Here is a 24,177-nt window from a genome sequence, read left to right as displayed (position 1 = left end):
CGTGAGCATCCCATGAACATCGATGCGATTGCAATCGGCCACACGCCACCCGACGACGTCAATGTCGTCGTCGAGGTGCCGCTCGGCGGCGAACCGATCAAATACGAGATGGACAAGGCGTCCGGCACGCTCTTTGTCGATCGCTTCCTGTACACGCCGATGCGCTATCCCGGAAATTACGGCTTCGTGCCGCGGACGCTCTCCGACGACGGCGATCCGATCGATGTGCTGGTCGCCAATACACGCCCGATCATTGCGGGCGCCGTCATCAACGTGCGGCCGATCGGCGTTCTGAAGATGGAGGATGACGGTGGCGGCGATGAGAAGATCATCGCGGTGCCATCGTCACGGCTGACGCAGCGCTATCAGCACGTGCAGACCTACACAGACCTGCCCGAGATCACCTGGAAGCAGATCGAGCACTTTTTCCTTCATTACAAGGATCTCGAACCCGGCAAGTGGGTGCGGCTTGCAGGATGGGGACATGCCGACGAGGCGCGCACGCTGATTGAAACCGCGATAGGCCGCGCCGCCGTGCGCAAGCCTGGCTGACGGAGAAGCGATATGAGACTTGTGCTTTTGGGACCGCCGGGCGCCGGGAAGGGTACGCAGGCATTCAGATTGTCCCAGATTCTCGCGATTCCGCAGCTGTCGACCGGCGACATGCTTCGGTCGGCCGCGTCGGCGGGAACGACGGTCGGGATGAAAGCAGCCGATATCATGAAGCGGGGCGAACTCGTTCCCGACGACCTGGTGGCGAGGGTGATCATCGAGCGGATCGCGCAGCCCGATGCGGCGAGAGGCTTCATCCTCGACGGGTTTCCGCGCACCGTGTCGCAGGCCGAAATTCTTGACGGGCTTCTGGTCGCCGACGGGCACGAGCTCAATTGCGTCCTCGAACTCAAGGTCAATGAAGCGAAGTTGCTCGACCGGATCTTAGGACGTGCCATCCAGGCTCGCGCCAGCGGTGAAGCCGTGCGGGCGGACGACAACGAGGAAGCGCTCAGCGTACGTCTAACGGCTTATACAAACCAAACGAGCCCACTTACTCACTACTATTCCGCCAAGGGACTACTCAGGAGCGTTGACGCATCACAGCCGATCGACTGCGTAACAGCGGCTCTGATCGAAGCGATCGAGTGAAAGGGTCGAGCAACATCAAGCGACCAATTGGAGGAGATATCGCCGGTCTGCCTTTCGCTCGTCCGAGACGCTGGACCGGGTTGCTTTTGCAGATTGCGGGTTGCTTTTCGCATATAGGTCATTCCGCCGGTTGCGGAAACGACGAAAGTCATTCTCCGAGGGACCGTCGATCCGCAGCGAGTTATCGGCCTAGGTTGCTAAGCCTTCCATCGACTTGAGCCTCCGACATTCCTGCGATCAGGCGCGAGCGGGACGTTGGCACGCGCAAATGTCGACGTTTCCTAAGGTTTCCTACGACCTCCGTTGTTTGGCGGGAGGCTAGACCAAATTTGAGCAATGGGTCGGACCTGAACCCCGCTTCCGATCGGGAATGATGCTCTGGGTCGCACGCCGGTACGCACCTTTCCCAGCTCTGCAGCGCCGCCTCATTCCGCGATCGTTTTTGCATCATGCGTCGGAGCATGCCCGCGATTGCGGGCAGACTTTCGTCGACGCTTTGCTCCATCACTGTTCAGCGTCGGCTTCAGTCTGAAGAAAGTCGCGCCGGGCTCGCCATCACTGCGCTGACAGCCCGCCTTGATCGGTTGGAGCGACGTGTAAGGCGCTGGGCGAGGGGCAGGCGCGCGCCGAAGGACGGTTGACAGGGCGGCCGGCCCATCTTAATCACTCCGCCAACTAATTAATCAATTAATTAAGACAGAAACCCTAGGGAAAGAATCCGCCTGATGCTGGCCGGCCATAGATATCCGAAGCTGCTTGCCCCGTTCGGTGGCGGCTTCGCTCGGCTGGAACACCACGCGCTCACGGATTCCGTGCAGGCCGGCCTCGAACAGGCCGGGACGGTGTTGTCTGGCAGGTCGCATTCCTTGCCGAGCCTGCGCGGCACCGCGTCGGCACGATCGACACGGGCGCCATTCCGCCGAATGCCACCGGCGACCACGTCAAACCGTCGATCCCGGAACAAGCCGACCGGCATCGCTGGGACACCGATGCGGCGTCCGCCGATCCTTGCCGTCAGATCCTGCATGCTTGTCCGCTCGCGCGTGGGCCGCGCCACGTTGCGCGCCCGGCAGGGACATCTCGGATCGGCGCCCTCTGCCCGAATCAGCGTGGCTTTGTTCACCCGTACGAAAATGAGGATTGAGGCGTAAACGATGGGACGTCGATCTGAAGTACTGATGGCGCAAGAGACGGCCGGCACGGACAACCGACGCGTGATACAGGTGGTATCACGCGCATTCGACATCGTGCGTTGCTTCGAGGGTCGAAGCATGCGGCTCGGCAATCGCGAAATCGCCGATCGCTGCGGGCTTCCGCGATCGACGGTCTCTCGTCTCACATTGACCCTCACCCAGATCGGCCAATTGATCTACCTGCCGCACGAGCAGAAATATGCTCTGGCTCCCGACGCCAATGCGGCCGGCGCTCCGTTGCTCGCGGCGAGTTGCAACGTGCCGGTCTGTGCCGAAGAGCAGGAACTCGATGAGGCACAAGCGTCCATGCGGCGAGGGACGAGCTCGCGCTTCGAGTACTTCGAAGACCAGCGCAACGCGGTTGCCGAGCCGCTTGCGGTGACACCACCTTACCGCTGACGCCTCGGCCTGTTCCGAGGCAGAATGATCGCGACCATCGCCACGAGCTCACAGTCACGAAACATCTGAAACGAAGGGGAAACGCATGTCTGAAGCATACATCATCGACGCCGTTCGCACGCCGCGGGGCATCGGCAAGCCAGGCAAGGGTGCGCTGTCGCACCTGCACCCGCAGCAACTGGCGGCAACAGTGCTCGGCGCGCTCAAGGAGCGCAACAAGCTCGATACGTCGACCGTCGACGACATCATCTGGTCGACATCGACCCAGGAAGGCAAGCAGGGCGGCGATCTCGGACGCATGTCGGCGCTCGCGGCCGGATACGACATCAACGCCAGCGGCACGACGCTGGATCGCTTCTGCGGCGGCGGCATCACGTCGGTGAACCTCGCGGCAGCTTCGGTGATGTCGGGAATGGAGGATTGCGTCATCGCGGGTGGCACCGAGATGATGAGCTATCAGCAGACCCTCGCAGCCGAGCGCTCCAAGGCCGGACAGCCGGCGCGGATGATGGGTTCGGGCAATCCGGCGCTTGACGACATTCACCCGCAGTCTCACCAGGGCGTGTGCGGCGACGCCATTGCGACCCGCGAGAGGATCAGCCGCGAGGCCTGCGATGCGCTGGCCCTGGTCAGCCAGCAACGCGCCAAGCGGGCGATCGATGAAGGCCGCTTCGCCAAGTCGGTGATCCCCGTGCTCAACGACGACGGCAGCGTCGCGCTCAATCGTGAAGAATTCCCGCGCCCCGAGACCACGGCCGAAGGACTTGCGTCGCTGAAGCCGAGCTTCGAGCAGCTCGCCGATTTCGATCTCGGCAACGGGGTGACATTCAAGAAGCAGATTCAGCGCCGGTATCCGGACCTCGACTGGAAGGGCGTGCATCATGCCGGCAACAGCTCGGGCGTGGTGGACGGCGCCGCCGCGGTGCTGATCACCTCGAAGGAATATGCCGAGAAGCACGGCCTCAAGCCGCGCGGCCGCATCGTGGCCTATGCCAATCAGGGTGACGACCCGACGCTGATGCTCAACGCGCCCGTTCCGGCGGCCAAGAAGGTTCTCGCCAAGGCCGGCCTGACCAAGGACGACATCGACGTCTGGGAGATCAACGAGGCCTTCGCGGTCGTCGCTGAAAAATTCATCCGCGACCTCAAGCTGGATCGCGAGAAGGTCAACATCAATGGCGGCTCGATCGCGCTCGGTCACCCGATTGGCGCGACCGGATCGATCCTGATCGGCACGGCGCTCGATGAGCTCGAGCGGAGCGGCGGACGTTACGGTCTCGTCACCATGTGTGCCGCCGGCGGAATGGCGCCGGCCATCATCATCGAACGCATCTGAGCTCGAAAGGAACCTGCAATGAAACTCGATTCATCGGTCGCCGCCGTCGTCACCGGCGGCGCCTCCGGCCTCGGCGCAGCCACCTCGCGGGCGCTGGCTGCGCAAGGCGTGAAAGTCGCGATCTTCGACTTCAACGAAGAGAACGGTGAAGCCATCGCCAGGGAAATCGGCGGCGTGTTCTGCAAGGTCGATGTCACCTCCGACGAGCAGGTCGATGCGGGCTTCGCCAAGGCCCGCGCGGCACACGGCCAGGAGCGCATCCTGGTGAACTGCGCGGGCACCGGCAACGCGGTGAAGACCGCCGGCCGGGACAAGAAGACCGGCGAACCCACTCACTTTCCGATCGACGCCTTCAACCGCATCATCCAGATCAACCTCGTCGGCACCTTCCGCTGCATCGCCAAGTCGGCGCAGGGCATGCTGTCGCTGACGCCGCTGGAGCACGGCGAGCGCGGTGCGGTCGTCAACACCGCTTCGGTTGCGGCCGAGGACGGCCAGATGGGGCAGGCCGCCTATTCGGCCTCGAAGGCCGGCGTCGTCGGCATGACGCTGCCGATCGCGCGCGACCTGATGGCCGAGGGCATCCGCGTCAACACCATTCTGCCGGGCATCTTCAATACGCCCCTGCTGCAGGGCGCCCCGGAGAACGTCAAGGCCGCGCTCAGCGCGTCGGTGCCGTTCCCGAAGCGTCTCGGCATGCCGGAGGAGTATGCGCAGCTGGCGCTGACCATGATCACCAACGGCTACTTCAACGGTGAAGACGTCCGCCTCGATGGCGCCATCCGCATGGCCCCGCGTTAAGCAACTGCGCACGGCAACAGGAGACGAAAGCGATGTCCGAAGAAGCGCCGGTCCTCACTGAAGTCCGCGGACCGATACTGATCATCACCCTGAACCGGCCGGAGGCCAAGAACGCGGCTAATCTCGCACTCTCCAAGGGCGTGGCTGCGGCGATCGACCGGCTCGACGCCGACGATGCCCTTGGCGTCGGCATCATCACCGGCGCCGGTGGCACGTTCTGCTCGGGCATGGACCTCAAGGGGTTCCTCAAAGGCGAGCGGCCGTCGATCCCCGGCCGCGGCTTCGCCGGCCTCACCGAGGCGCCGCCGAAGAAGCCGCTGATTGCGGCCGTCGACGGCTACGCACTCGCCGGCGGGATGGAGATCGCGCTGTCGTGCGACATGATCGTCGCCAACCGCAACGCCAAGTTCGGGATCCCCGAGGTTAAGCGCGGGCTGGCCGCCGCGGCGGGCGGGTTGATCCGCATGCCGCGCCAGATGCCCATTCGCGTGGCGATGGAGTTTGCGCTGACCGGCGAGTTCTTCGGCGCGGCGCGCGCCTACGAACTCGGCATCATCAACCGCCTGACCGATGGCCCCGCGCTCGATGCCGCGCTTGAGCTTGCGGCAGCGATCGGCGCCAATGGCCCGCTCGCGGTGAAGGCATCCAAGCAGGTGATCGTCGAATCCCGGCTCTGGCCGGAAGACCAGATGTGGAAGAAGCAGCAGGAGATCGTCGGTCCTGTCTTCGTCTCCGAGGATGCCCGTGAGGGCGCGGCGGCCTTTGCAGAAAAGCGCGCGCCGAACTGGAAGGGCAAGTAAGGCGTCGACTGTTTCGACAATGGAGCGCCGGTTTTGATTGGATCAGTACCGGCGCTCCTAATTTTTTTGCGGGCCAGTATTCCACGTCGCTTGAAACGCTAGCTTCTTATTTTGACGCGTTTTCTTCACGCGAACCGGTGCCCACTTCGCTCAAAAACGCTCTATTGGGGGAATGATGCGCAACTTTACCGAAGATCAGGTCATTTTCCGCGACTCCTACCGCAAGTTCCTCGCCAGCGAGATCGCGCCCCATATGGAGGAGTGGCGGGAGGCCGGCATCGTCGACCGCAACGCGTTCAAGAAGGCCGGCGACCTCGGCTTCCTGATGATCTGGCCCGAGGAAAAATACGGCGGCATGGGCGACATGGACTTCCGCTATGAGCAGATCATCATCGAGGAGACTGCGCGCTCCGGCTGCAAGGGCTGGTACAACACGCTGCACAGCCGCCTGGTCGGCTCTTATTTCAAGCGCTTCGGCACCGAGGAGCAGCGCGACCGTTTCCTGCCCAAATGCGTCAGCGGCGAGACGATCCTGGCCATCGCGATGACCGAGCCCGGCGCGGGCTCAGACCTCGCGGGCATGCGGACGACGGCGGAGGACAAGGGCGATCATTTCCTGCTCAACGGCTCGAAGACCTACATCTCCAACGGCATCAATTCCGACGTGGTGATCGTGGCCGCCAGGCTCGCAGGTGCCGAGAAGAAGCATGCCATGGTGCTGCTGATCGTCGAGCGAGGCATGGAAGGCTTCGAGCGCGGCCGCAATCTCAAGAAGATGGGCATGCCGGCGCAGGACACCGCCGAACTCTTCTTCCACAATGTGAAGGTGCCCAAGGCCAACGTGCTGGGAGAACCCGGCAGGGGCTTCTACTACCTCATGGAAGGCCTTGCCGAGGAGCGGCTGATCTCCGCGGTCGGATCGATCGCCAATGGCCGCAAGGCGTTCGACATCACGCGCGCTTACGTGATGGAGCGCAAGCTGTTCGGCAAGCCTCTCGCCGAGCAGCAGAATACCCAGTTCCGCATGGCGGAGATGGATGCCGAAATCGATCTCGTGCAGGTCTATGTCGATCACTGCGTGGCCGAGCACAATGCGGGACGCCTGACCAGCAATATGGGCGCCAAGGCCAAGATGATGTCCTCGGAAGTCGAGTGGAAGATGCTTGACCTCGGCGTACAGCTGCACGGCGGTGCAGGCTACATGGATGAATATCCGATCAGCCGCATGTTCACCGACGCGCGCGTCAATCGGATCCTGGCGGGAAGCTCCGAAGTGATGCGGCTGATCATCGGCCGCGATGTCTTCTCGGAGAATTACAAGAGCATTCTGGATTAACCGGCCATCGCGGCCGGCCTTCTAACTCGCGCCGCGTCAGCCGCGCGCCTGGCGCAGCGGCTCGCGCACGTGTTCCTTCGAGCGCAGCAGCGCATCGACGAAGATCGGCTCCCAGGAGCGGATGTGGTTGCGCAGCAGGGTCGGCAGCGCCTCGGTCTCGCCGGCGAGCGCGAGTTCGATCAGCCGGTAATGCTCGGGCACCGACGCCAGCTGCCGCTCGTGGCCCGCGCGGGAGCTGATGCCGTAGAGCCGCATCTTGTCGCGCAGGCCCATCACCATGTCGGTCAAGAGCTCGTTGCCGGCTGCTGCGATGAACTCACGATGATAGTTGCGGTCGGCTTCCAGATAGAGCTGGACGTTGTCGGTCTCGACGGCCTTGGCGATCTGGTCGGCCCAGCCGCGCACCGCCGGAAGATCCCGCGGCGGATTGGCGGCGACCAGCACCGCGGCGTGCAGCTCCAGCACCTCGCGCATGTCGAACAGATTGCGCAGCTCGGTCAGCGTCGGCTCCACGACCTTGAAGCCGCGGTTGCGCATCGGCTCGACCAGGCCGCCGCGGCTGAGCTCGAGCAGCGCCTCCCGCACCGGCGTCGAGGAGACGCCGAGGCTCGCCGCCAAACTCGGCACCGAATACATCGTGCCCGGGAGGCTCTGGCCGGAAATGATCTCGGCGCGCACCCGCTGCAGTACCTGTTCGCGCAAATTCTGGTCCATGGGTGGTCGTGGTCGCCTCTCGCTCCGAACTCCGATTCGTCCCTGATTATTACTTAGCCTTGACGGGGGCGGTAGCGTATGACGTAAATGTGTAACGCGTTACTAAGATGCGCCACTATGGGTGACTGATCGTGAGATGGCGGTGAAACAGCGGCTACCCGGCTATTGCACGCTCTGTCGCTCGCGCTGCGGTGCCGTCACCGTGGTCGAGGACGGACGTCTCGTCGGTGTAGAGGTATTAAACAACCACCCGACCGGCGGCGCCCTCTGCGCCAAGGGCCGCGCAGCTCCCGAAATCGTCGCCAGCCCTCGTCGCCTGACCGTGCCGCTGAAGAGGACCCGGCCGCGCGATGCCGCCGATCCGGGCTGGGTCGAGGTGTCTTGGGACGAGGCGCTAACCGAAATCGCCGACCGGCTGGGCACGATCCGCGCCGAGAGCGGTGCCGAGGCGGTGGCGTTCGGCGTCACCACGCCGAGCGGCACGCCGATGGTCGACAGCTTTGAATGGGTCGAGCGCTTCATCCGCGGCTTCGGCAGCCCGAACCTGATCTATGCGGTCGAAATCTGCGGCTGGCACAAGGACTATGCGCATGCGCTGACCTTCGGCCGCGGCATCGGCTTTCCCGACTACGACAATGCCGATGCGATCATCCTGTGGGGCCACAATCCGGCCCGCACCTGGCTCGCCCAGGCAACGCGGATCGCCGATGCACGGCGGCGCGGCGCCAAGGTCGTGGTGGTCGATCCCAAGCCGAACGGCTCGGGTCAGCAGGCCGATCTCTGGCTGCGCATCCGCCCGGGCGCCGATGGCGCGCTCGCGATGGGTGCGATCCGTCATCTCATCGCGACCGGCAGCTTCGATGCGGCCTTCGTCAACGCATGGACCAATGGATCGCTGCTGGTCGATCGCGCGACCGGGCGCTTCCTGCGCGCCGATGCGTTGTGGGCGGATGGCGCGGCGGAGGCTTTCGTGCGTCTCGACGCGTCGGGCGCACCAGTGCCTTGCGACACGCGCTCCGCACCGGAGAGCGGCGGCCAGCTGCGCGGCGCGCTGTCGATCCGTGCGCGCGCTGGCCGGATGATATCGGCGGCGACCGCGTTCGAATTGCTCGCCGAGCGCGTTGCGCCTTACACACCGGCGCGCGTTGCGGAATTGACCTGGCTACGTATCGAGGACGTCGACGCGCTCAACGCGCTGCTCGCCGGTCGGCCGCGGCTCGCCTATCATTCCTGGACCGGCGTCGGCCAGCACACCAATGCGACCGCGGTCGAGCGCGCGATCGCAACGCTGTACGCGCTGACCGGCGCCTGCGATCGGCCCGGCGGCAATCGTTGGCCGGTGCCGCCGCCGACGCGTGCCCTCAACGACTACAACATCCTGCCGCCGGAGCAACAGGCGAAAGCGCTCGGCATTGCCGAGCTGCCGCTCGGACCGCCGGCGAAGGGATGGATCACGGCGCGCGATTTCAGCCGCGCCGTGCTCGAGGGCAAACCCTACCGGGTCCGCGCGCTGGTCGCCTTCGGCACCAACTTCGTCGTCTCGCAGGGCCATTCCGAGCGCAACCGCGCGGCGCTGAACGCGCTGGAATTCCAGGTTCATATCGACATGTTCATGAACCCGACGGCGGAGAGCGCCGATTTCGTGCTGCCCGCCAGCACGCCGTGGGAACGCGACGCGCTCAAGATCGGGTTCGAGATCACGCAGGAAGCTGTCGAGACCGTGCAATTTCGGCCGCGCATGCTCGAGCCGGTGGGCGCGGTGAAGGCCGATTACGAGATCGCCGCGGCGCTCGCGCTGAAGCTCGGCATGGGCGAGCTGTTCTTCGGCGGCGACATCAAGGCCGGCTGGAATTATCAGCTGGCGCCGCTCGGCGTCGGTGTCGATGAGCTGCGCGCGCATCCCGAGGGACGCCGCTTCCCGCAGGTCTTCCGCGATAAAAAATACGCCGTCACGCGCGACGACGGAACCGTGGCGGGGTTTGCGACGCCGACGCGCCGCGTCGAGATATACTCGGAGCTGATGCTGGGGCACGGGTACGATCCCTTGCCCGATCATGTCGAGCCGGTCGGAAGCCCGCTCGCCAGTGCCGCGGATGAGCGCTTTCCGCTGGTGCTCTCGACCGCCAAGAGCGGCTGGTTCGTCCACTCCTCCTATCGGCATGTGGCCTCGCTGCGGCGTAAGTCACCGGATCCGGCCGTCGAGATCAGCCCGCAACTCGCCGAGCGGCGCGGGCTGGTGGAAGGCGACTGGGCCGTGGTGGAGACCCAGGGCGGTGCCGTAGGCCTGAAGGTGCGTCTCAATGCGGCGCTCGACGATCGCGTCGTCGTCGCCGAATTCGGCTGGTGGGAGGATTGTCCGCCGCTCGGCCGCGATCGCTCCACGACGGCAGGCATCCGCACGCGCAACATCAACGCGGTGCTACACGACGATGCGCGCGATCCCGTCAGCGGCTCCGTGCCGCTGCGCGCGATCGTCTGCAATATCAGGCGCGACGCCGATGCAAGCCGCGGCGTCTGGAGCGGCCGGCGGCGCTTCGCGGTTGGCGAGCGCCGGGCCGAGGCCGACAACGTGGTCGCGCTCAGCCTGCGGCCGCTTGACAGTGGCCCGCTGCCCGACTTCCTGCCGGGCCAACACGTGATGATCTCGTTGCCTGGTGCGGCGGAGGCGCGGGCCTATTCGCTGACCGGATCGGGCGAACTGCCGCAAGCGCTGTCGATTGCGGTGAAGGGGCGCTTCTTCGACGAAGCACGGCGCGGCGAGACGCCGTTCTTCATGCCGGATCGTCTGCACGGTCTCGCGGTCGGAGATGAGGTTCTGCTGGAGCCGCCGGGCGGCATCTTCACGCCGCCATTGAAGGGGCCGCGGCCGCTGATCTTCCTCGCCGCCGGCATCGGCATCACGCCATTCATCAGCCATCTCGAGACGCTGCAACACATTGCGCCAGATGATCGTGTCGCCGAAATCCTGCTGCTGCACGGCTGCCGCAGCAGCCGCGAGCACCCGTTCGCGCGGCGGCTTGCGGAGCTGGAAGCCAGTACGCCAGAGTTGACACGGGTGACGTTCTATTCGGCACCGCCCGCGCAGGACCCGGTCGGTTCGCATTCGCTACGCAAGGGGCGGCTTGATCTCGAACAGGTCAAGCTGCTGTCGGCGCGCCGGCCGCTGGTCTACATCTGCGGCTCGCCCGATTTCGTCGCGGCGCAGATCGAGGCCGTGACGGCGCTCGGTATCCCGCGGTTCGACATCTTCGCCGAAAGCTTCGTGTCGCCGCCGGTGGTGCCGAGCAACCTTGCGCCACGTACCATCCGGCTTGCCGGCAGCAAGCAGAGCTTCTTTTGGAGACCGGAGCACGGGACGCTGCTCGATGCGGCGAGTGCGGCGGGCGTCGCGCTGCCGAGCGGCTGCCGTGTCGGGCAATGCGAAAGCTGTGCGGTCGAGGTCGTCGATGGCGAGTTCACACATCTCGCGCCCGTCGATGCAAGCGAGGGACAATGCCTTGCCTGCCAGGCGGTCCCTCTGACCGACCTCACGCTCGCGCTTTGATAACCAAATCACACTGAAGGCTGTCACCGCATCACCGAAGGGGGATCAGATTGATGACGAATGCGACGCATGATCAAACCGTGAGCCTGCGAAAACCTGTCGCTGACAACATCATCGCGCGATTTTCGCAGGCCCTGGTGGCGTTCGCGGAGCGCTGGTTTCCGGATGCCTATGTCTTCGTCCTGATCGCGGTGATTGCGGTTGCCGTCGGTGCGATCCTGCATGGCGGCTCGCCGCTCGCCGTCAGTCGCGCGTTCGGTGACGGGTTCTGGAACTTGATTCCTTTCACGATGCAGATGGCGCTGGTCGCGATCGGCGGCTATGTCGTGGCGATGTCGCCGCCGGTAGCGGCCGTGCTCGCGCGGCTGGCGAGCGTGCCGAAGACCGGGCGCGGCGCGGTGGTCTTTGTCGGCGTGCTCAGCATCTTCCTCTCGCTGCTGAACTGGGGCCTCAGCCTGATCTTCTCCGGCCTGCTGGTGCGGGAGATTGCGCGGCGCACCGACATCCGGCTCGACTATCGGGCGGCCGGCGCGGCCGGCTATCTCGGGCTCGGCTGCGGCTTCACGCTCGGCATCACGTCTTCCGCCGCACAGCTCCAGGCCAATGCCGGCAGCATTCCAGCGTCGCTGCTGCCGATCACCGGCGTGATCGGCTTCTCGGAAACCATTTTGACCTGGCAGAACATGGTCACCGTTGTGATGGTGACTGTCGTTTCCGCCGCGATCTGCTATTTCACGACGCCGGCGCCCGAGCAGGCCAGGACGGCGGAAGACCTCGGCGTTGCGCTCGGCGATGACCGGATCGAGGCCCCGAAGCCGGCCCGTCCGGGCGACTGGCTCGAGTTCAGTCCGCTGCTGACGATCCTGATCGCGCTGCTTGCCGCCGGCTGGCTGTGGCAGACGTTCCAGTCGGGCAATCCGCTGATCACGCTGTCGGGGCTCAACACCTACAATTTCGTCTTCCTCATTCTCGGGATCGTGCTGCACTGGCGCCCGCGGAGCCTGATCGAATCCTTCTCCAAGGCAATGCCGAGCGTCTCCGGCGTGCTGCTGCAGTTTCCGTTCTATGCCGGCATCGCGCAGATCCTGACCAAGGTGCCGAACGGCAGCGGCACCACGCTGTCGGACACGATCGCGCACTGGTTCGTCGGCGCCTCCAGCAACTCCACCGTGTTCTCGTTCCTGGTCGGAATCTATTCGGCGCTGCTCGGCTTCTTCGTGCCGTCGGCGGGCGGAAAATGGATCATCGAGGCACCCTACATCATGAAGGCAGCCAACGATATCGGCGCGCATCTGGGCTGGACGGTGATGGTCTACAACATCGCCGAGACCCTGCCGAACTTTATCAACCCGTTCTGGATGCTGCCGCTGCTTGGCATTCTCGGCCTGAAGTCGAAGGATTTGATCGGCTACACTTCGGTGCAGTTCTTCATCCATTTCCCGATCGTGATGCTGCTGGCGGCGATCCTGATGGCGACCTTCAGCTATCACCCGCCGATCCTGCCTTGAGGAATCACGGCCGGGCACCATAGCGCTCGGTGCCCGCGTTGCTTTGCCAATTCAGCGGTCCGCAACCGTCATCACCAAATCTGTGCTGTTTTTCCGCCCGCCGCGAATGGATGCATCGCGCCGGGCGGTCAATTTTGGACGGCCATTTCATTGACCGCCGCGCGCTTCGGCTGGATATTGATGCGCGTTATCCCGCGATGTTCAAGGTCACCGCAATGAGACATGACGACCGCAGCCTGATGTGCGACATGCGAAGCCGCATGCAGCATCGCTGCGTCTCGGCGGCGACCGGCGTCTGTTGTTGATCGCTTCGACAAATCCAGAGTCAGCGACAATCAGACAGGAGCGCCGTCATCCGGCGATTGAGTACGCATGTCCCAAGCCCAGATATCCCAAGCTTACGTCATCGAAGTATCGGATCGCACAGCAGGAATCGTTGTCAGCGACAAGAGCGGCTTCTGCTTCTTCTCCTCCGATCGCGCCTTTGATGGCCTCGACGGTGGCTATTTCGGCTCTGCCCGCGCCGCCGAGCGTGCGGTGAGGGCGCTGTTGCAGCAGCGCCGCCAGTCCCGGCGCCAGCCATCGACCCCCAGCAATATCTGAAAGGACAATCATGAATACGAGACGCACCATCCTTGCGGCGGTGCTGGGGTTGTCGGCACTCGCGGTCGCGCCGGCGCAAGCCGAAAACAAGCCGGCGGAGATCCGCATCGGCACGCAGAAGGGTGGCTTGTTTCCTGCCGTCCGCCAGCGGCATACGGTCGAGGACGCGTTCAAGCCGCTCGGCATTGAGGTCAAGTGGATCGACTTCCAGTTCGGGCCGCCGCTGCTCGAGGCGATCAATGTCGGCAGTGTCGATTTCGGCTTTGTCGGCGATACGCCGCCGATCTTCGCGCAGGCCGGCGCAGCCAACATCCGATACGTCGCGGCGGTGACCTCGGACGGCAACAATCAGGCGATCATCGTGCCGGCGGACTCTCCCGTCAAAACGCTGGCCGACCTCAAGGGCAAGCGCGTTGCGTTCGGCAAGGGGTCGAGCGCACATAACCTGCTGGTCGCGGCGCTCGAGAAAGCGGGCCTCACCTGGAACGACATCACGCCGACGCCGCTCGCGCCCGCGGACGCGACCGTCGCCTTCTCCAGAGGCATCGTCGACGCGTGGTCGATTTGGGATCCGTACCTGGCGTTGGCCGAGATCAAGGACAATGTGCGCGTCATCGCCTTCGACAAGGACGTGCACAAGCCGAACGCATTCTACATCGCGGGATCGGACTTTGTTGCGAAGTATCCGTCCGTCGTTGCGAAGCTCAACGCGATCTTCGCCGCGGAAGGAAAATGGGCTGCCGGCCACCGCGAGGAGGTGGCCCGTGCGCAAGCCGAGGCGACCGGCGTCGACATCGAAGCAATCAGGCGCTTCGTGGCTCGTTCGAACTACCAGGTGGTGCCGGTCGATCCCGAGATCGTCAGGAGCCAGCAGGCGATTGCCGATCGGTTCAAAGGGATCGGGCTCATTCCGAAATCGATCAACGTATCGAATATCGTCTGGAAGTGGACGCCCGGCTCGTGAACCGTCTCGGCTGGCCGGCCGTTGCGGCCCGCGGATTGGCGCGAGCCGGCTGGTCGCGCATTCCGCACGATGCGCAGTTGGGCTCGGTGCTCAGGAGACGGCGGCGAGCGGCGGCGAGACCACCTGCGGCGCCTCGGACGTCTGCGTGGCAGTCGTCGCCAGCTGGAAACGGATGCCGTGCAGGGAAACGGTCAGCGGGATGCCGCGGAAATCGTCGTGGAAGGCCCGGATCCGACGCGCCAGCTCGCCGGCGCTGATGCCGGCGGGGAGTTCGCACATCTCCCGGTACATCCGCCGCGTGCTCTTGATGCCGCACCAGGCGATGTCCAATTCCTTCAGCGGCGAGGGATCGCAGGCGAGGTCGCGCGACATCCGCCAGAACAGATGGGCAAGCCGCACATAGGCAATCTGCTCGAGCCCGCGCACGCTGATCTTGTCGGGAATGATGAAGGACTCGACGCCGACGATCGGCCCGGCATCGACGGGCGCGGCCATCACATGGGCCGTCGCGCCGAAGGTGCGGGCACCGTCATAGAGCGCGAAATGCGCCGGCGCCCAGCCCGGATATTGCGGCGGGCCGGGGTGGAAATTGTAGGCGCCATGGCCGAACGCGGCCAGCATGCTTTCAGGCACGATCACGCTGGTGGTGAACGCCAACAGCCGGGCGTCGCGCAGGACCTCCGGCTCAATCGCGGCGAGGTCGTCAGCCGTCACCGAGCAGCGGAACGACAGCGAGGGATTGTGCGCCTTCAACAGCTCGGTGAGTGCGAATTGCTGGCTGGCGACGCCGGTGAGAAGGATGATGGTCTTCATGATGCGGATGTCCTTCCCTTGTTCAGCCCTTCAGCCGATATCAGCCGCGCTGACCGGCCATGACGACGACACTGCCGGCATCGCGGGATTGACCCACGGTGCGGAACAGATCGGCCGGCAGTGTCTGCCAGGGCGCAATCTCGATGATCCGGTTGTTCGCGCTCTTCGCTGCCGATTTCGCCGCGCGGATATCGTCCTGCCAGGGGCAGAGCGCGAGCTCGAGCCGGCCGAACCCGCCACAGTCGGCGGCGAACGCGCCGGTCACCGCCTCGATGCTGGCGGCCATCTCGCGCGCGTCGCTGGTCGCGATATCGCGCATGATCACGGTGATCGCGGCATTCGAAGCTGCCTGCGAGTTGATTACGATCATGGCGTCGCGGCCGCCGCTGCGGCAGGCGCGCCGCGCGGGGCGGATCGCAACGCCGAATTCGGCGTCGGGTCCATGATCGCTGTTATCGGTCGGTAGATTGTGAACGACCGTGGTGTGGCGGGGCGTGCCGACGTCCTCAGCGGGCGCGTGGTACGAGCGCGGCAGCCAGGCGGTGTCGAGCGCCATCTGCGACGACGTCAGGCTCCAAGCCTGGTCGAGCAGATAGCCCTCCCAGACCGCGGGATAGGCGGTCGCGATGTGATGCCAGTTGCGCAGCAGCGCTTCGGCGGCAGGCGACCGGCCGAAATAGAGCGTGCGCGCCGACATCTCCCATCGGTTCCATTTGTGGAGCGCGACGTCGCAATCGAGATATGACGGCAGCAGCGGCGGCTCGCTGAGCGTTGCATCGGCTTCGATGAAGAGCAACGGCTCGCGATGCTCCTCCCACATCCGCAGCATGAAGGCGGATTTCTCAGATGCGCGCATCTGTTCGCCGTCCGCGGTGTCGATCGGCACGATGTCGTAGGCGATCTGAAACTCGGCGAGCTTCTCCCGGAGCGTGCCGGCATGATCGTCGCCGAGGGCGCGAGGATAGCAGGAGACCACGCGCAGCGATGCGTCGGATCGGGAGCCCTCCTCGGGCGCGATCGGGCGCCAATTGAGGCCGCCCCACCACATCTCGTGCGGACCGTCGGAGCTCGGCCCGATCGTGCCGAAGTCGGTGAGCTTGGATTTGAGGAAGTCGAATGCCGGATTCTCGCCGAAGGGGATAACGACCGCACAGTCGGCGCGAAGCGACCGGTAAAGCATCTCGGCGGCCGGGCCGCTCGGCGGCTCAACGAGGATGACGACGCCATGATCCCGCGCCGGAACTGAACCGGGCTGATGGACGGCCGCGCGTCCGAGCCGCGCGGACAGCCATGCGAGCCGCCGGCGCTGTGCCGCGTTGACCCGGATGCCGTTTGCCGACAGCAATTGGTCGAAATTCGTCTGCAAGCCGTCCGCTTGCGCCGTGTCAGCCGATGTCATGCCCGCGCTACCCCTCGTTAACCTTCTACGAGCGGGGCGGTCAGATCAGGCGGACAAATCACTTGCCGTTGGTTGCCTGCGTGCGATTGGCGCCGCGCCAGGTCAGCGTGGCCGAGGGGGCCTCGTTGCCGTCGCGGTCCCCGAGCGCAAGGATGCGGTCATGGTCGAGCGCGGTCAGCGCGACCGTGTAGATCGCAACATCGTCTTCGAAGCCGTCGACCGGGATCAGCAGCATGCCGTCGTCACCGGCGGCACGGAAGTGGCGGCCGCTCCTCTCGATGCCGGCATCGGTGAGCCGTCCCTCGGCGATCGTCTTCATGTTCGAATTGTCCGCGGCCTTTGCGGCGCTCTCGCCGTACTGCACCGTGATGCCGTGGAGCATCCCGTTGCTGGTGAGCTTTGCCAGCGGCAGCGCGATGGTCGCCACCGTCATGCGGCGTGACAGCGGAATCCGTAGGCGAAGATCGCCGAGCCCGGAGTGATAGACGTTGATGGCCTCGAGCGACGCCTGGCCGTCGTGGCGGAACAGGCCGACCTGCAGCGTCCCGCATTGAGCTTCGCCGAACACGTTCACGGACAGGCGGTTGGCGCCGAACAGCGTGTAGAGATAGGCATGCGCCGGTGACAGGGCGGCAAAACTGCCGGCCAGCCACATCGGAGGTGCCGGGGCGGTGCAGGCGGACACGAGCCCGCGGGCGACGATGCAGTCGTTGACGAAGCTGGCGTCGAGCAGGGGCGCCAGCGCCTGGGTGCCGAGATTGACGTCATGTTTGATGCCGCCGAGCAGCACGAGCTCGTCGTCGTCTGGCAGCAGCAGCAGGCGTCCAAGCACAGCGGCGGCCCAGCGTGCCGCGACAGCGGGGTCCGCATAAGGCTGCAGCGCGTAGCGCGGTGCCAGCTCCCGGGCGCGCGCGGTATAGGCCAGCACGCCCGATTGCACCTCGGTCGCCAGCGCCAGCTGCGCGGCCGGACGCTGATCACCCTCGCGCAACACCTCGCTGCCACGATAGTCGCGCGCCGATCCTTCCGCAGAACAGCATAGCTGCTCCAATAGCGCGACGTTGCGGATCAGCATGCGCTTGACGTGCGGCGTGACGACCCGATCGGAAATCAGCCCCTCTGCGGAGTCGCCATCGGCGATGTCGTCGAAGGCATCGTCAAGCGTCAGCAGATAGGCGCCGTGCAGGCGGGTGCGAATGCCCTCGCGATCGAAGATCCGGCGCAGCGACTTCTGCACGCTGGCGGAATAGCCGAGATCGACGAGGATCAAGTCGGTGCAGTTGTCAAAATCCCGGATATGCACGCGCAGATAGGCGAGCAGCCGCGCGCGGACCCCGGCGGCGATATCGGTGATCTCGCGCGGATCCATCAGATCGGGCAGAGCGTCGGCGAGTTCGCGGCCGCTCGCGATACCATTGGGGTATTGCGCGAAGAAATTCATCACCGCGGGCGGCTGCACCTTGACGATATCGACAAAGGTCGCCGCATCGATCTTGATAATCCGGCTCAGGAGCTCGCAGAGCGGTTCGAGCGTATCGGCGGATCCGACCAGACTGACGCGGCGATTGATCTCGACATAGGCGCCGGTCTCGCCATGGTCTGCCTGCCAGACACGATGCGGCAGCAGGCCGTCCCGGCCGAGGAATCCGATCGCAACCCGCGCGCCCTCGCGGGCGAGCGCGGAGCGCCGCGCTTCGATGAACGCGTCGAACGCCGCCATCACCGGGCCGAGCACGGTGACGCCGAGATGGAAGGCGGGAGAATGCTCCGCGCTCTGCGCCGTCACCGCGCGCCGCAGCGTGCGGGCGCCACAATCGAGCCGCGACGGCTGATCGGGACACAGTAATTCGTAGATCGACGTCTCGCGCTGAAACTTGGAGGCCAATGCCGCGCTGGCCTGCGGATAATAGCGCGGGCGGATGCCATGACGGCGGGCACCCTTGATATCGGCGTTGTGGTTGTCGCCGATATGGAACGAGCTTGCCGCATCGATACCTTGCTCGGCGAGATAGGCCTCGAACAATGCTTCGCTCTTGCCGGAGCCGTGATCGCAGGATGCGTAGAGGAAATCCCAGGTCAGGCCGGGGCTGCAGCTGCGCAACAGCCGCGCGAGCTGGTCGGTGCTCCAGTAGGTGTCGGAAATGAAGCCAGTGCGAAAGCCGCCGCGCTTCATGTCCAGATATTGCTCGATCATTTCCGGATTGACGCGACACAGCTCGAGCTCGGCCGCGAACTCGATCTGCGCGAGATCGCGCAGCGCATCGCGGCTCAGGTCGAACAGCCTGAACGGAAAGTACTTATAGATGTCGGCGATGTGCACTTCAGTGGAGCCGCTGCGCTCCAGCGCAACCTTGCGCGCGCGCGCTTCGGCCTGGATTCGATGCTGAACGAAACTGACAGACATATTCGGAAATTTTTCAGCAATGCGCGAAAGCTGAAAAACCCTTTCAAATACGCCATCCGGCGTCGTGCACGCACGCAACAGAAATGTATCGAAAACATCGAATGAACATGCAGAAACATTCTGCGATCGACGCGTCGCGTCGACCGTCATGATCGTCATGCGCAAAATTCCCGCCAGTCCTCATGCGTTGAACGCGTGCGTGAGACAAATCAGGCGCGCTGATCCAAAAAAGTTGATGCGCGATTCAAAAACGCGCGCTTCGCGACTGACAGATTCAAAAAATCCGATAACGTCGAAAAGGTGATTCGGAAAAAATTGCCTAGTCGCAATCGTCGAATGCAAGATGGCGACCACCGGCGACGGATCACTCGCATGCTCCGCGCATGCATGTGTTCGCGTGGCGTTAGTTGGTGTGACAACAGCGTTTTCCGGCGCGACGATCTTTTCCCGCGGGCATGCAAAGCGATGCTGAACGACTGCTCCAGATCCCGTCGAACTTTTCCCTGCGCGCTGGCGCAGCGGCAGCTTTTGCCGGGCAGTCGGCAAAAATATCCAGCTAAGGATTTGAAAAATAACGAAAAAAGTGCGCCTGGTTTGTCCAGCCCCTCCGTTCAACGCTCAGAAGCCGCATGGGATGTGTGCCAGCGGCGCTGGTTGGAGAGCGGGGCATGAGTTACGCGCTTGATATGACGGCAGCGGCCGAGATCGAGGCCACGACGGCCGCGGTCGCGCCGATCGAGGCGGCTGCGCCGTGGAGCGACGTTCCCACGGTTGCCGATGCGGGCCCGCTCGACACCGTCGAGATCCAGGACGAAGACAAGGAATTGCTTGACCGCCTCGCCGCCGGCGACGAGGCGGCGTTTCGTGCTCTGGTCGAACGCCATGTCGATCGCGCCTACGCGATCGCGCTGCGCATCGTCGGCAACGCCGCCGACGCCGAAGACGTGGTGCAGGACACGATGCTGAAAGTGTGGACGCATCGCGGCCGCTGGCAGCACGGCCGCGCCAAGTTCTCGACCTGGCTGTATCGCGTCGTCAGCAACCGCTGCATCGATCTGCGCCGCAAGCCGCGCACCGAGAATGTCGACGTCGTGCCCGAAGTCGCCGATACCCAGCTCGATGCCTCGACCGTCATCGAGCGCAACGAAATCGGCAATCTTCTGGAGGTGGCGATGCAGCGGCTGCCCGAGCAGCAGCGCGTCGCGGTGATCCTCTCCTATCATGAGAGCATGAGCAACGGCGAGATCGCCGAGGTCATGGATACGACCGTGGCCGCGGTGGAGTCGCTGTTGAAGCGCGGACGGCAACAGCTGCGCGAAATGCTGAAGCGGCACGAGCGCGACCTGCGCGGCGCGTTTACCGACTGCTAACCATAAATTCCGGCTTCTGAAGATTTTGCGCCTGACCACCGGCGGCCGACCCGTTTGATCGGGCGGACGGGGGCTGGATCCGCGTCACCTCTCTTTTTCACGATGCGGCATGCCATGCCCCATCACCACAGGAGCTACTCATGCCGGCAATTTCCACCAACACCGCCGCCAACTCCGCGGTCCGTTACCTCAACATCAACTCGCAGCAGGAAACCAGCGCGCTGTCGAAGCTGTCGAGCGGCTCGCGCATCACCTCGGCCTCCGACGACGCGGCCGGTCTCGCGATCTCGACCCGCATCTCCTCCGACATCACGACGCTGCAGCAGGCCGCCACCAACGCGGCGCAGGCGACCTCGATCCTGCAGACCGCCGACGGCGGCGCGTCCAACATCTCGGACATCCTGGCCCGCATGAAGTCGCTGGCCTCTGAATCCGCCTCCGGCACCGTAGCCGACTCCAGCCGCGCCTACATCAACTCGGAATTCACGCAGCTCAAGGGCGAAATCGACTCCATCGCCTCCGGCACCCGTTACAGCAGCCAGAGCTTGCTCGACGGTTCGAGCGTGTTCTCCTCGGGCGTCTCGGTGCTGGTCGGCTCGACCTCAGCCGACACCATCTCGATCAAGCTGACCAGCCTGACGGCATCTTCGCTCGGCGTGACCTCGCTCGACGTCTCCAGCCTGTCGAGCGCCACCAGCGCGATGTCGGCCCTCGACAGGGCGATCGACACCGTGTCGTCCGCCCGCGCCGAGATCGGTGCCCAGGAGTCGCGCTTCAACTTCAGCGCCGACTCGATCTCGACCCAGACCCAGAACCTGCAGTCCGCCAATTCGGCGATCAAGGACGTCGACATCGCTGCCGAGCAGGCGACGCTGTCCTCGGCCGAAGTGAAGACCCAGGCCGCGGTTTCGGCGGAAACGGCGGCGAACCAGATGCCGCAGTACCTGCTCAAGCTGCTCGGCTAAATCGAAGGATAGATCGGGCCGGCATGATGCCGGCCCGATTCCCATTGCGGCGGAAGTGTCGACATGACGGTTAGCAGCGCCACTTCGAGTACATCCGGCACGACGTCGTCGAGTTCTGCCAGCTCTGCCAGCACGGTGACCACGACCGGCACGACCAATTCGACCAGCATCGACTGGGACGCCCTGATCGAAGCCGAGGTCGACGCCAAGCTCGCGGCGGCAACCTCGATCACCACGACGATCACCGCGAACCAGGCCAAGGTCACGGCCTACCAGTCGCTGCAGACCGAGCTGTCGACTTTGGCAACCGGGTTGTCGTCGCTCAGCTCGTCGATCATCAATTCGATCGCCACCAACGCCTTCGCCACGCGCACGGCGACGATTTCCTCCACCGGCGACGTCAGTGCCTCCTCGGCGCTCAACATGAGCGTGAACAGCGGCTCGGCGACCGGCGATCACACGCTCCAGATCACCCAGCTCGCCACCGCGCAGAAGGTGATCGGCTCCTCGCAGTCGAGCTCGTCGACGGCGCTGGGTCTCGCCGGCACGTTTTCGCTGGGGCTCGCGGGCGGCAGCAGCACGGCGATCTCGATCACCAGCGGGATGACGATGCAGGATGTCGTCGACACCATCAACGCCCAGACCTCGAGCACCAATGTCCAGGCCTCGATCGTCCAGGTGTCGAGCGGGTCCTATGAGATGGTGCTGACCGGGACCGAGGACGCCGCCGACATCACCTATTCCTCGACCTCCGGCGACGACATCCTGAACAAGCTCGGCGTCACCGACACGTCGGGTGCCTTCACCGACGTGCTGCAGAAGTCGCAGTCCGCGGAATTCACCCTCGACGGCATCGGGCTCACCCGCAACACAAACGACATTTCCGACGTTCTCTCCGGCGTCACCTTCGACCTGCTGCAGCCGACGCCGAGCGGCACCAGCCTGAACATCAGCATCCAGACCGACACCAGCCAGATCACCTCCGCGCTGCAGACCTTCGTCACCAATTACAACGCATTCCGCGATCAGGTCATCGCGCAGTCCGCGCAGAATTCCGACGGTACGGCCTCATCGAGCGCGGTGCTGTTCGGCGACAGCACGATGCGCGATATCATGACCCAGCTGCAGCAGGTGCTCAGTGGCTCCGTGGGCGGCATGACGATGGCCGACCTCGGCCTGTCCTTCAACGAGAACAACGAGCTGCAACTCGATACCGGTACGCTGTCGACCGTGCTGACGCAAAATCTCGCCGGCGTCACCCAGCTGCTGTCGGCGCAGACGACTACCTCGTCCAGCCAGCTCAACGTCGTCAACACCGGCACATCGCCGCAATCGTTCACGCTCGACGTGACGGTGGATTCGACCGGCACGCTGAGCGGCGCTTCGGTCGGCGGCGACAGTTCCGGCTTTTCGGTGGTCGGCAACTCCATCATCGGCAATGCGGGCACGATCTATGCCGGCATGGCATTCACCTATACCGGGTCGACCTCGCAATCGATCAGCGTGACGTCGACGTCCGGCCTCGCATCGCAGCTCTATCAGCTCGCGCATACCAGCTCCGGGACCAGCGGTCAGTTGCAGACCATGATCACCAATCTGCAGTCGCGCGATACCGATCTGCAGTCCCAGGTCAGCGACATTCAGAGCAATGCGGCGACGTTCAAGGCGCAGCTGCAGGTCCAATACGCCAATTATCAGGCCGCCATCGAAAGCGCGAACAACACGCTGGGCTACCTGAAAGCACTCCTGGATTCAGCATCGAGTAACTGATGACACAGAACGCTACTGCCTACCTCGCCAACAATGCCTACCGATCCGCCGCTGTGGCGGTGCCGCCGCTGAAGGCGGTGGTGATGCTGTGCGACGGCGCGATCACGCTGTTGCAGAAGGCGCTGGACGCGCACGAGGCGAAGCGCTTCGAGGAAGGCCACACCTATCTGACGCGGGCGACCGCGATCCTGCGCGGACTGAGCCACAATCTCGACTTCACCCGTGGCGGTGCTTTGGCCGATCGTCTCTACAAGACCTACAACGCCCTGATTATGGCGTGCCTGCGTTCCTATGGCCGGCCGCAGGCCAGGGACAATTTCCGGCGCATCATCGCCAGCCTGACGGAACTCCGCGACGCCTGGAAGTACGTCGAGGCCACCGCCGGCAAGGCCGCCAAGGCCAAAACGCTCGAATCAGCCGCCGGCCGCTAGCCGCGGCTGAGGCACGAATCGCCCGGCGAGACCGCTTCGCCGGCGGTGCAGGACGCCCGGGGGAAGGCGTCCTGGTGGGGAAAATAGCCTCCGGACGGACACCATGCTGGACCTGGCGCCACGCCGGCGGAAATTGATTTCCGCCGTCCCGCGAATGCTTTATGACAGCCTTGGCGACGAGGCTGGATCTGCGCGCGCGATGGACGTTGCGACATTCGAAGACCTGATCGACCGGCTGGGGGAGGATCTGTCCCGCTGGCCCGACGATCAACGTCTTGCCGCCGTCCAACTCCTCGCATCCTCGGCCGAGGCGCGGACGCTCTATGAAGAGGCGAGCGCGGTACGCCGGGCGCTTGCCGCGCCGCCGGTTCGCGCGCCCAAGGGGCTTGTCGACCGCATCGTGACCGCCGCGGCGAAACTGCCCCAAGAGACAGCACAAGAGACGGCCTCCGAGCCGGCCGCGCCGGCGGATCAGCCGAACGATGCGCAAGCTCCGGGTGATGCGGCACAGCAGGGCAAGGTGTTGCCCGCGCTGTTGCTGGCCCTCTGCCTGTTGCCCGCATTGGCGCCGCCGGCATTGATGCTCGGCGAGTCGGATCTGCCGATCAGCCTCTCGCTCTAGGCTCTCCACATTTCTCTTGCGCCCGCGGCCCGGTGTCCGCGGCAGGTCGCTTGCGCGCGCTC

General features: G+C 64.6%; 21 protein-coding genes and 1 pseudogene. 17 read left to right on the top strand and 5 right to left on the bottom strand.

Annotated elements, in window-relative coordinates:
* The first annotated feature begins 12 nt into the window (after nt 1-12).
* The 7 genes and pseudogenes from ppa (at nt 13) to HAP48_RS48485 (ending at nt 7,008) form a co-directional block, all read left to right on the top strand.
* Entirely contained in the window at nt 13-552 is a 540-nt protein-coding gene (gene ppa, locus HAP48_RS48515; protein WP_166208094.1) for an inorganic diphosphatase, read from the top strand.
* A gap of 12 nt (nt 553-564) precedes the next feature.
* Nucleotides 565-1,143, top strand: a complete 579-nt coding sequence (locus HAP48_RS48510) for an adenylate kinase (protein ID WP_166208091.1) — start codon at nt 565-567, stop codon at nt 1,141-1,143.
* A 1,154-nt stretch (nt 1,144-2,297) separates the two neighbouring features.
* Nucleotides 2,298-2,561: pseudogene (locus HAP48_RS48505) on the top strand (helix-turn-helix domain-containing protein); the annotation flags it as partial.
* 259 nt (nt 2,562-2,820) lie between these two features.
* Nucleotides 2,821-4,071: an acetyl-CoA C-acetyltransferase gene (locus HAP48_RS48500; protein WP_166208083.1), complete on the top strand. Its 1,251-nt coding sequence runs from the start codon at nt 2,821-2,823 to the stop codon at nt 4,069-4,071.
* A gap of 18 nt (nt 4,072-4,089) precedes the next feature.
* Nucleotides 4,090-4,872 (top strand): SDR family NAD(P)-dependent oxidoreductase, encoded by a 783-nt coding sequence (locus HAP48_RS48495; RefSeq protein WP_166208080.1) that lies wholly within the window; start codon nt 4,090-4,092, stop codon nt 4,870-4,872.
* Nucleotides 4,873-4,904: 32 nt separating this feature from the next.
* Nucleotides 4,905-5,672, top strand: coding sequence for a crotonase/enoyl-CoA hydratase family protein (locus tag HAP48_RS48490; protein WP_166208077.1), 768 nt, complete (start codon nt 4,905-4,907; stop codon nt 5,670-5,672).
* Between the two features lie 175 nt (nt 5,673-5,847).
* On the top strand, nt 5,848-7,008 hold the full coding sequence (locus tag HAP48_RS48485; RefSeq protein ID WP_166208072.1) for an acyl-CoA dehydrogenase family protein: 1,161 nt from the start codon (nt 5,848-5,850) through the stop codon (nt 7,006-7,008).
* A gap of 36 nt (nt 7,009-7,044) precedes the next feature.
* Here HAP48_RS48485 and HAP48_RS48480 read toward each other — a convergent pair whose 3' ends face one another.
* Nucleotides 7,045-7,722, bottom strand: a complete 678-nt coding sequence (locus HAP48_RS48480; RefSeq protein ID WP_166208069.1) for a GntR family transcriptional regulator — start codon at nt 7,720-7,722, stop codon at nt 7,045-7,047.
* A 136-nt stretch (nt 7,723-7,858) separates the two neighbouring features.
* On the opposite strand from HAP48_RS48480, the gene HAP48_RS48475 reads away from it, so the two are divergent.
* The 5 genes from HAP48_RS48475 (at nt 7,859) to HAP48_RS48455 (ending at nt 14,341) form a co-directional block, all read left to right on the top strand.
* A complete protein-coding gene (locus tag HAP48_RS48475; RefSeq protein ID WP_166208066.1) occupies nt 7,859-11,266 on the top strand; it encodes a molybdopterin-dependent oxidoreductase in 3,408 nt (1,135 codons plus the stop codon).
* Between the two features lie 53 nt (nt 11,267-11,319).
* Complete coding sequence (locus HAP48_RS48470; protein WP_166208064.1) at nt 11,320-12,774, top strand: short-chain fatty acid transporter; 1,455 nt, start codon at nt 11,320-11,322, stop codon at nt 12,772-12,774.
* Between the two features lie 29 nt (nt 12,775-12,803).
* Complete coding sequence (locus HAP48_RS48465; RefSeq protein WP_166208061.1) at nt 12,804-13,079, top strand: hypothetical protein; 276 nt, start codon at nt 12,804-12,806, stop codon at nt 13,077-13,079.
* Between the two features lie 67 nt (nt 13,080-13,146).
* The gene (locus tag HAP48_RS48460; RefSeq protein WP_166208058.1) at nt 13,147-13,377 is read left to right on the top strand and encodes a hypothetical protein; all 231 of its coding nucleotides are present in this window, start codon (nt 13,147-13,149) and stop codon (nt 13,375-13,377) included.
* Between the two features lie 10 nt (nt 13,378-13,387).
* Nucleotides 13,388-14,341, top strand: coding sequence for an aliphatic sulfonate ABC transporter substrate-binding protein (locus HAP48_RS48455; RefSeq protein ID WP_166208055.1), 954 nt, complete (start codon nt 13,388-13,390; stop codon nt 14,339-14,341).
* Between the two features lie 90 nt (nt 14,342-14,431).
* Here HAP48_RS48455 and HAP48_RS48450 read toward each other — a convergent pair whose 3' ends face one another.
* From HAP48_RS48450 to HAP48_RS48435, 4 genes are read right to left on the bottom strand one after another with little or no spacing between them, the layout of a single operon-like run.
* Entirely contained in the window at nt 14,432-15,157 is a 726-nt protein-coding gene (locus tag HAP48_RS48450; protein WP_166215883.1) for a formyltransferase family protein, read from the bottom strand.
* Nucleotides 15,158-15,194: 37 nt separating this feature from the next.
* Nucleotides 15,195-16,553 (bottom strand): hypothetical protein, encoded by a 1,359-nt coding sequence (locus tag HAP48_RS48445; protein WP_166208052.1) that lies wholly within the window; start codon nt 16,551-16,553, stop codon nt 15,195-15,197.
* A gap of 58 nt (nt 16,554-16,611) precedes the next feature.
* A complete protein-coding gene (locus tag HAP48_RS48440; RefSeq protein ID WP_166208049.1) occupies nt 16,612-19,116 on the bottom strand; it encodes an HAD family hydrolase in 2,505 nt (834 codons plus the stop codon).
* 21 nt (nt 19,117-19,137) lie between these two features.
* Entirely contained in the window at nt 19,138-19,572 is a 435-nt protein-coding gene (locus tag HAP48_RS48435) for a hypothetical protein (protein ID WP_166208046.1), read from the bottom strand.
* Nucleotides 19,573-19,625: 53 nt separating this feature from the next.
* Between HAP48_RS48435 and HAP48_RS48430 the strand changes: the two genes are divergently transcribed.
* From HAP48_RS48430 to HAP48_RS50570, 5 genes are all read left to right on the top strand, one after another.
* Nucleotides 19,626-20,327 carry an RNA polymerase sigma factor gene (locus HAP48_RS48430; protein WP_166208043.1) on the top strand — a complete coding sequence of 234 codons (702 nt, stop codon included), beginning with the start codon at nt 19,626-19,628 and terminating at the stop codon, nt 20,325-20,327.
* A gap of 140 nt (nt 20,328-20,467) precedes the next feature.
* A complete protein-coding gene (locus tag HAP48_RS48425; protein WP_166208040.1) occupies nt 20,468-21,292 on the top strand; it encodes a flagellin in 825 nt (274 codons plus the stop codon).
* Between the two features lie 63 nt (nt 21,293-21,355).
* A complete protein-coding gene (fliD, locus tag HAP48_RS48420) occupies nt 21,356-23,062 on the top strand; it encodes a flagellar filament capping protein FliD (protein ID WP_166208037.1) in 1,707 nt (568 codons plus the stop codon).
* Nucleotides 23,062-23,493, top strand: a complete 432-nt coding sequence (locus tag HAP48_RS48415) for a flagellar export chaperone FliS (RefSeq protein ID WP_166208034.1) — start codon at nt 23,062-23,064, stop codon at nt 23,491-23,493. The genes fliD and HAP48_RS48415 overlap by 1 nt, the downstream gene beginning before the upstream one ends.
* 103 nt (nt 23,494-23,596) lie before the next feature.
* Nucleotides 23,597-24,115: a hypothetical protein gene (locus tag HAP48_RS50570; protein WP_338028972.1), complete on the top strand. Its 519-nt coding sequence runs from the start codon at nt 23,597-23,599 to the stop codon at nt 24,113-24,115.
* Nucleotides 24,116-24,177: the final 62 nt, after the last annotated feature.

The organism is Bradyrhizobium septentrionale, from assembly GCF_011516645.4.
Lineage (GTDB): Bacteria > Pseudomonadota > Alphaproteobacteria > Rhizobiales > Xanthobacteraceae > Bradyrhizobium > Bradyrhizobium septentrionale.
The sequence above is the reverse complement of the archived record's forward strand: the minus strand, read 5'-3'. Positions and strand labels throughout refer to the sequence as shown.

Coding starts and splice junctions, on each gene's coding strand:
- HAP48_RS48475 (WP_166208066.1), top strand. CDS start 7,859: ATGGCGGTGAAACAGCGGCTACCCGGCTATTGCACGCTCTGTCGCTCG.
- HAP48_RS48440 (WP_166208049.1), bottom strand. CDS start 19,116: ATGACGATCATGACGGTCGACGCGACGCGTCGATCGCAGAATGTTTCT.
- HAP48_RS48445 (WP_166208052.1), bottom strand. CDS start 16,553: ATGACATCGGCTGACACGGCGCAAGCGGACGGCTTGCAGACGAATTTC.
- HAP48_RS48480 (WP_166208069.1), bottom strand. CDS start 7,722: ATGGACCAGAATTTGCGCGAACAGGTACTGCAGCGGGTGCGCGCCGAG.
- HAP48_RS48425 (WP_166208040.1), top strand. CDS start 20,468: ATGCCGGCAATTTCCACCAACACCGCCGCCAACTCCGCGGTCCGTTAC.
- HAP48_RS48495 (WP_166208080.1), top strand. CDS start 4,090: ATGAAACTCGATTCATCGGTCGCCGCCGTCGTCACCGGCGGCGCCTCC.
- HAP48_RS48470 (WP_166208064.1), top strand. CDS start 11,320: ATGACGAATGCGACGCATGATCAAACCGTGAGCCTGCGAAAACCTGTC.
- HAP48_RS48455 (WP_166208055.1), top strand. CDS start 13,388: ATGAATACGAGACGCACCATCCTTGCGGCGGTGCTGGGGTTGTCGGCA.
- HAP48_RS48430 (WP_166208043.1), top strand. CDS start 19,626: ATGAGTTACGCGCTTGATATGACGGCAGCGGCCGAGATCGAGGCCACG.
- HAP48_RS48510 (WP_166208091.1), top strand. CDS start 565: ATGAGACTTGTGCTTTTGGGACCGCCGGGCGCCGGGAAGGGTACGCAG.
- fliD (WP_166208037.1), top strand. CDS start 21,356: ATGACGGTTAGCAGCGCCACTTCGAGTACATCCGGCACGACGTCGTCG.
- HAP48_RS48415 (WP_166208034.1), top strand. CDS start 23,062: ATGACACAGAACGCTACTGCCTACCTCGCCAACAATGCCTACCGATCC.
- ppa (WP_166208094.1), top strand. CDS start 13: ATGAACATCGATGCGATTGCAATCGGCCACACGCCACCCGACGACGTC.
- HAP48_RS48460 (WP_166208058.1), top strand. CDS start 13,147: ATGTCCCAAGCCCAGATATCCCAAGCTTACGTCATCGAAGTATCGGAT.
- HAP48_RS50570 (WP_338028972.1), top strand. CDS start 23,597: ATGCTGGACCTGGCGCCACGCCGGCGGAAATTGATTTCCGCCGTCCCG.
- HAP48_RS48500 (WP_166208083.1), top strand. CDS start 2,821: ATGTCTGAAGCATACATCATCGACGCCGTTCGCACGCCGCGGGGCATC.
- HAP48_RS48490 (WP_166208077.1), top strand. CDS start 4,905: ATGTCCGAAGAAGCGCCGGTCCTCACTGAAGTCCGCGGACCGATACTG.
- HAP48_RS48485 (WP_166208072.1), top strand. CDS start 5,848: ATGCGCAACTTTACCGAAGATCAGGTCATTTTCCGCGACTCCTACCGC.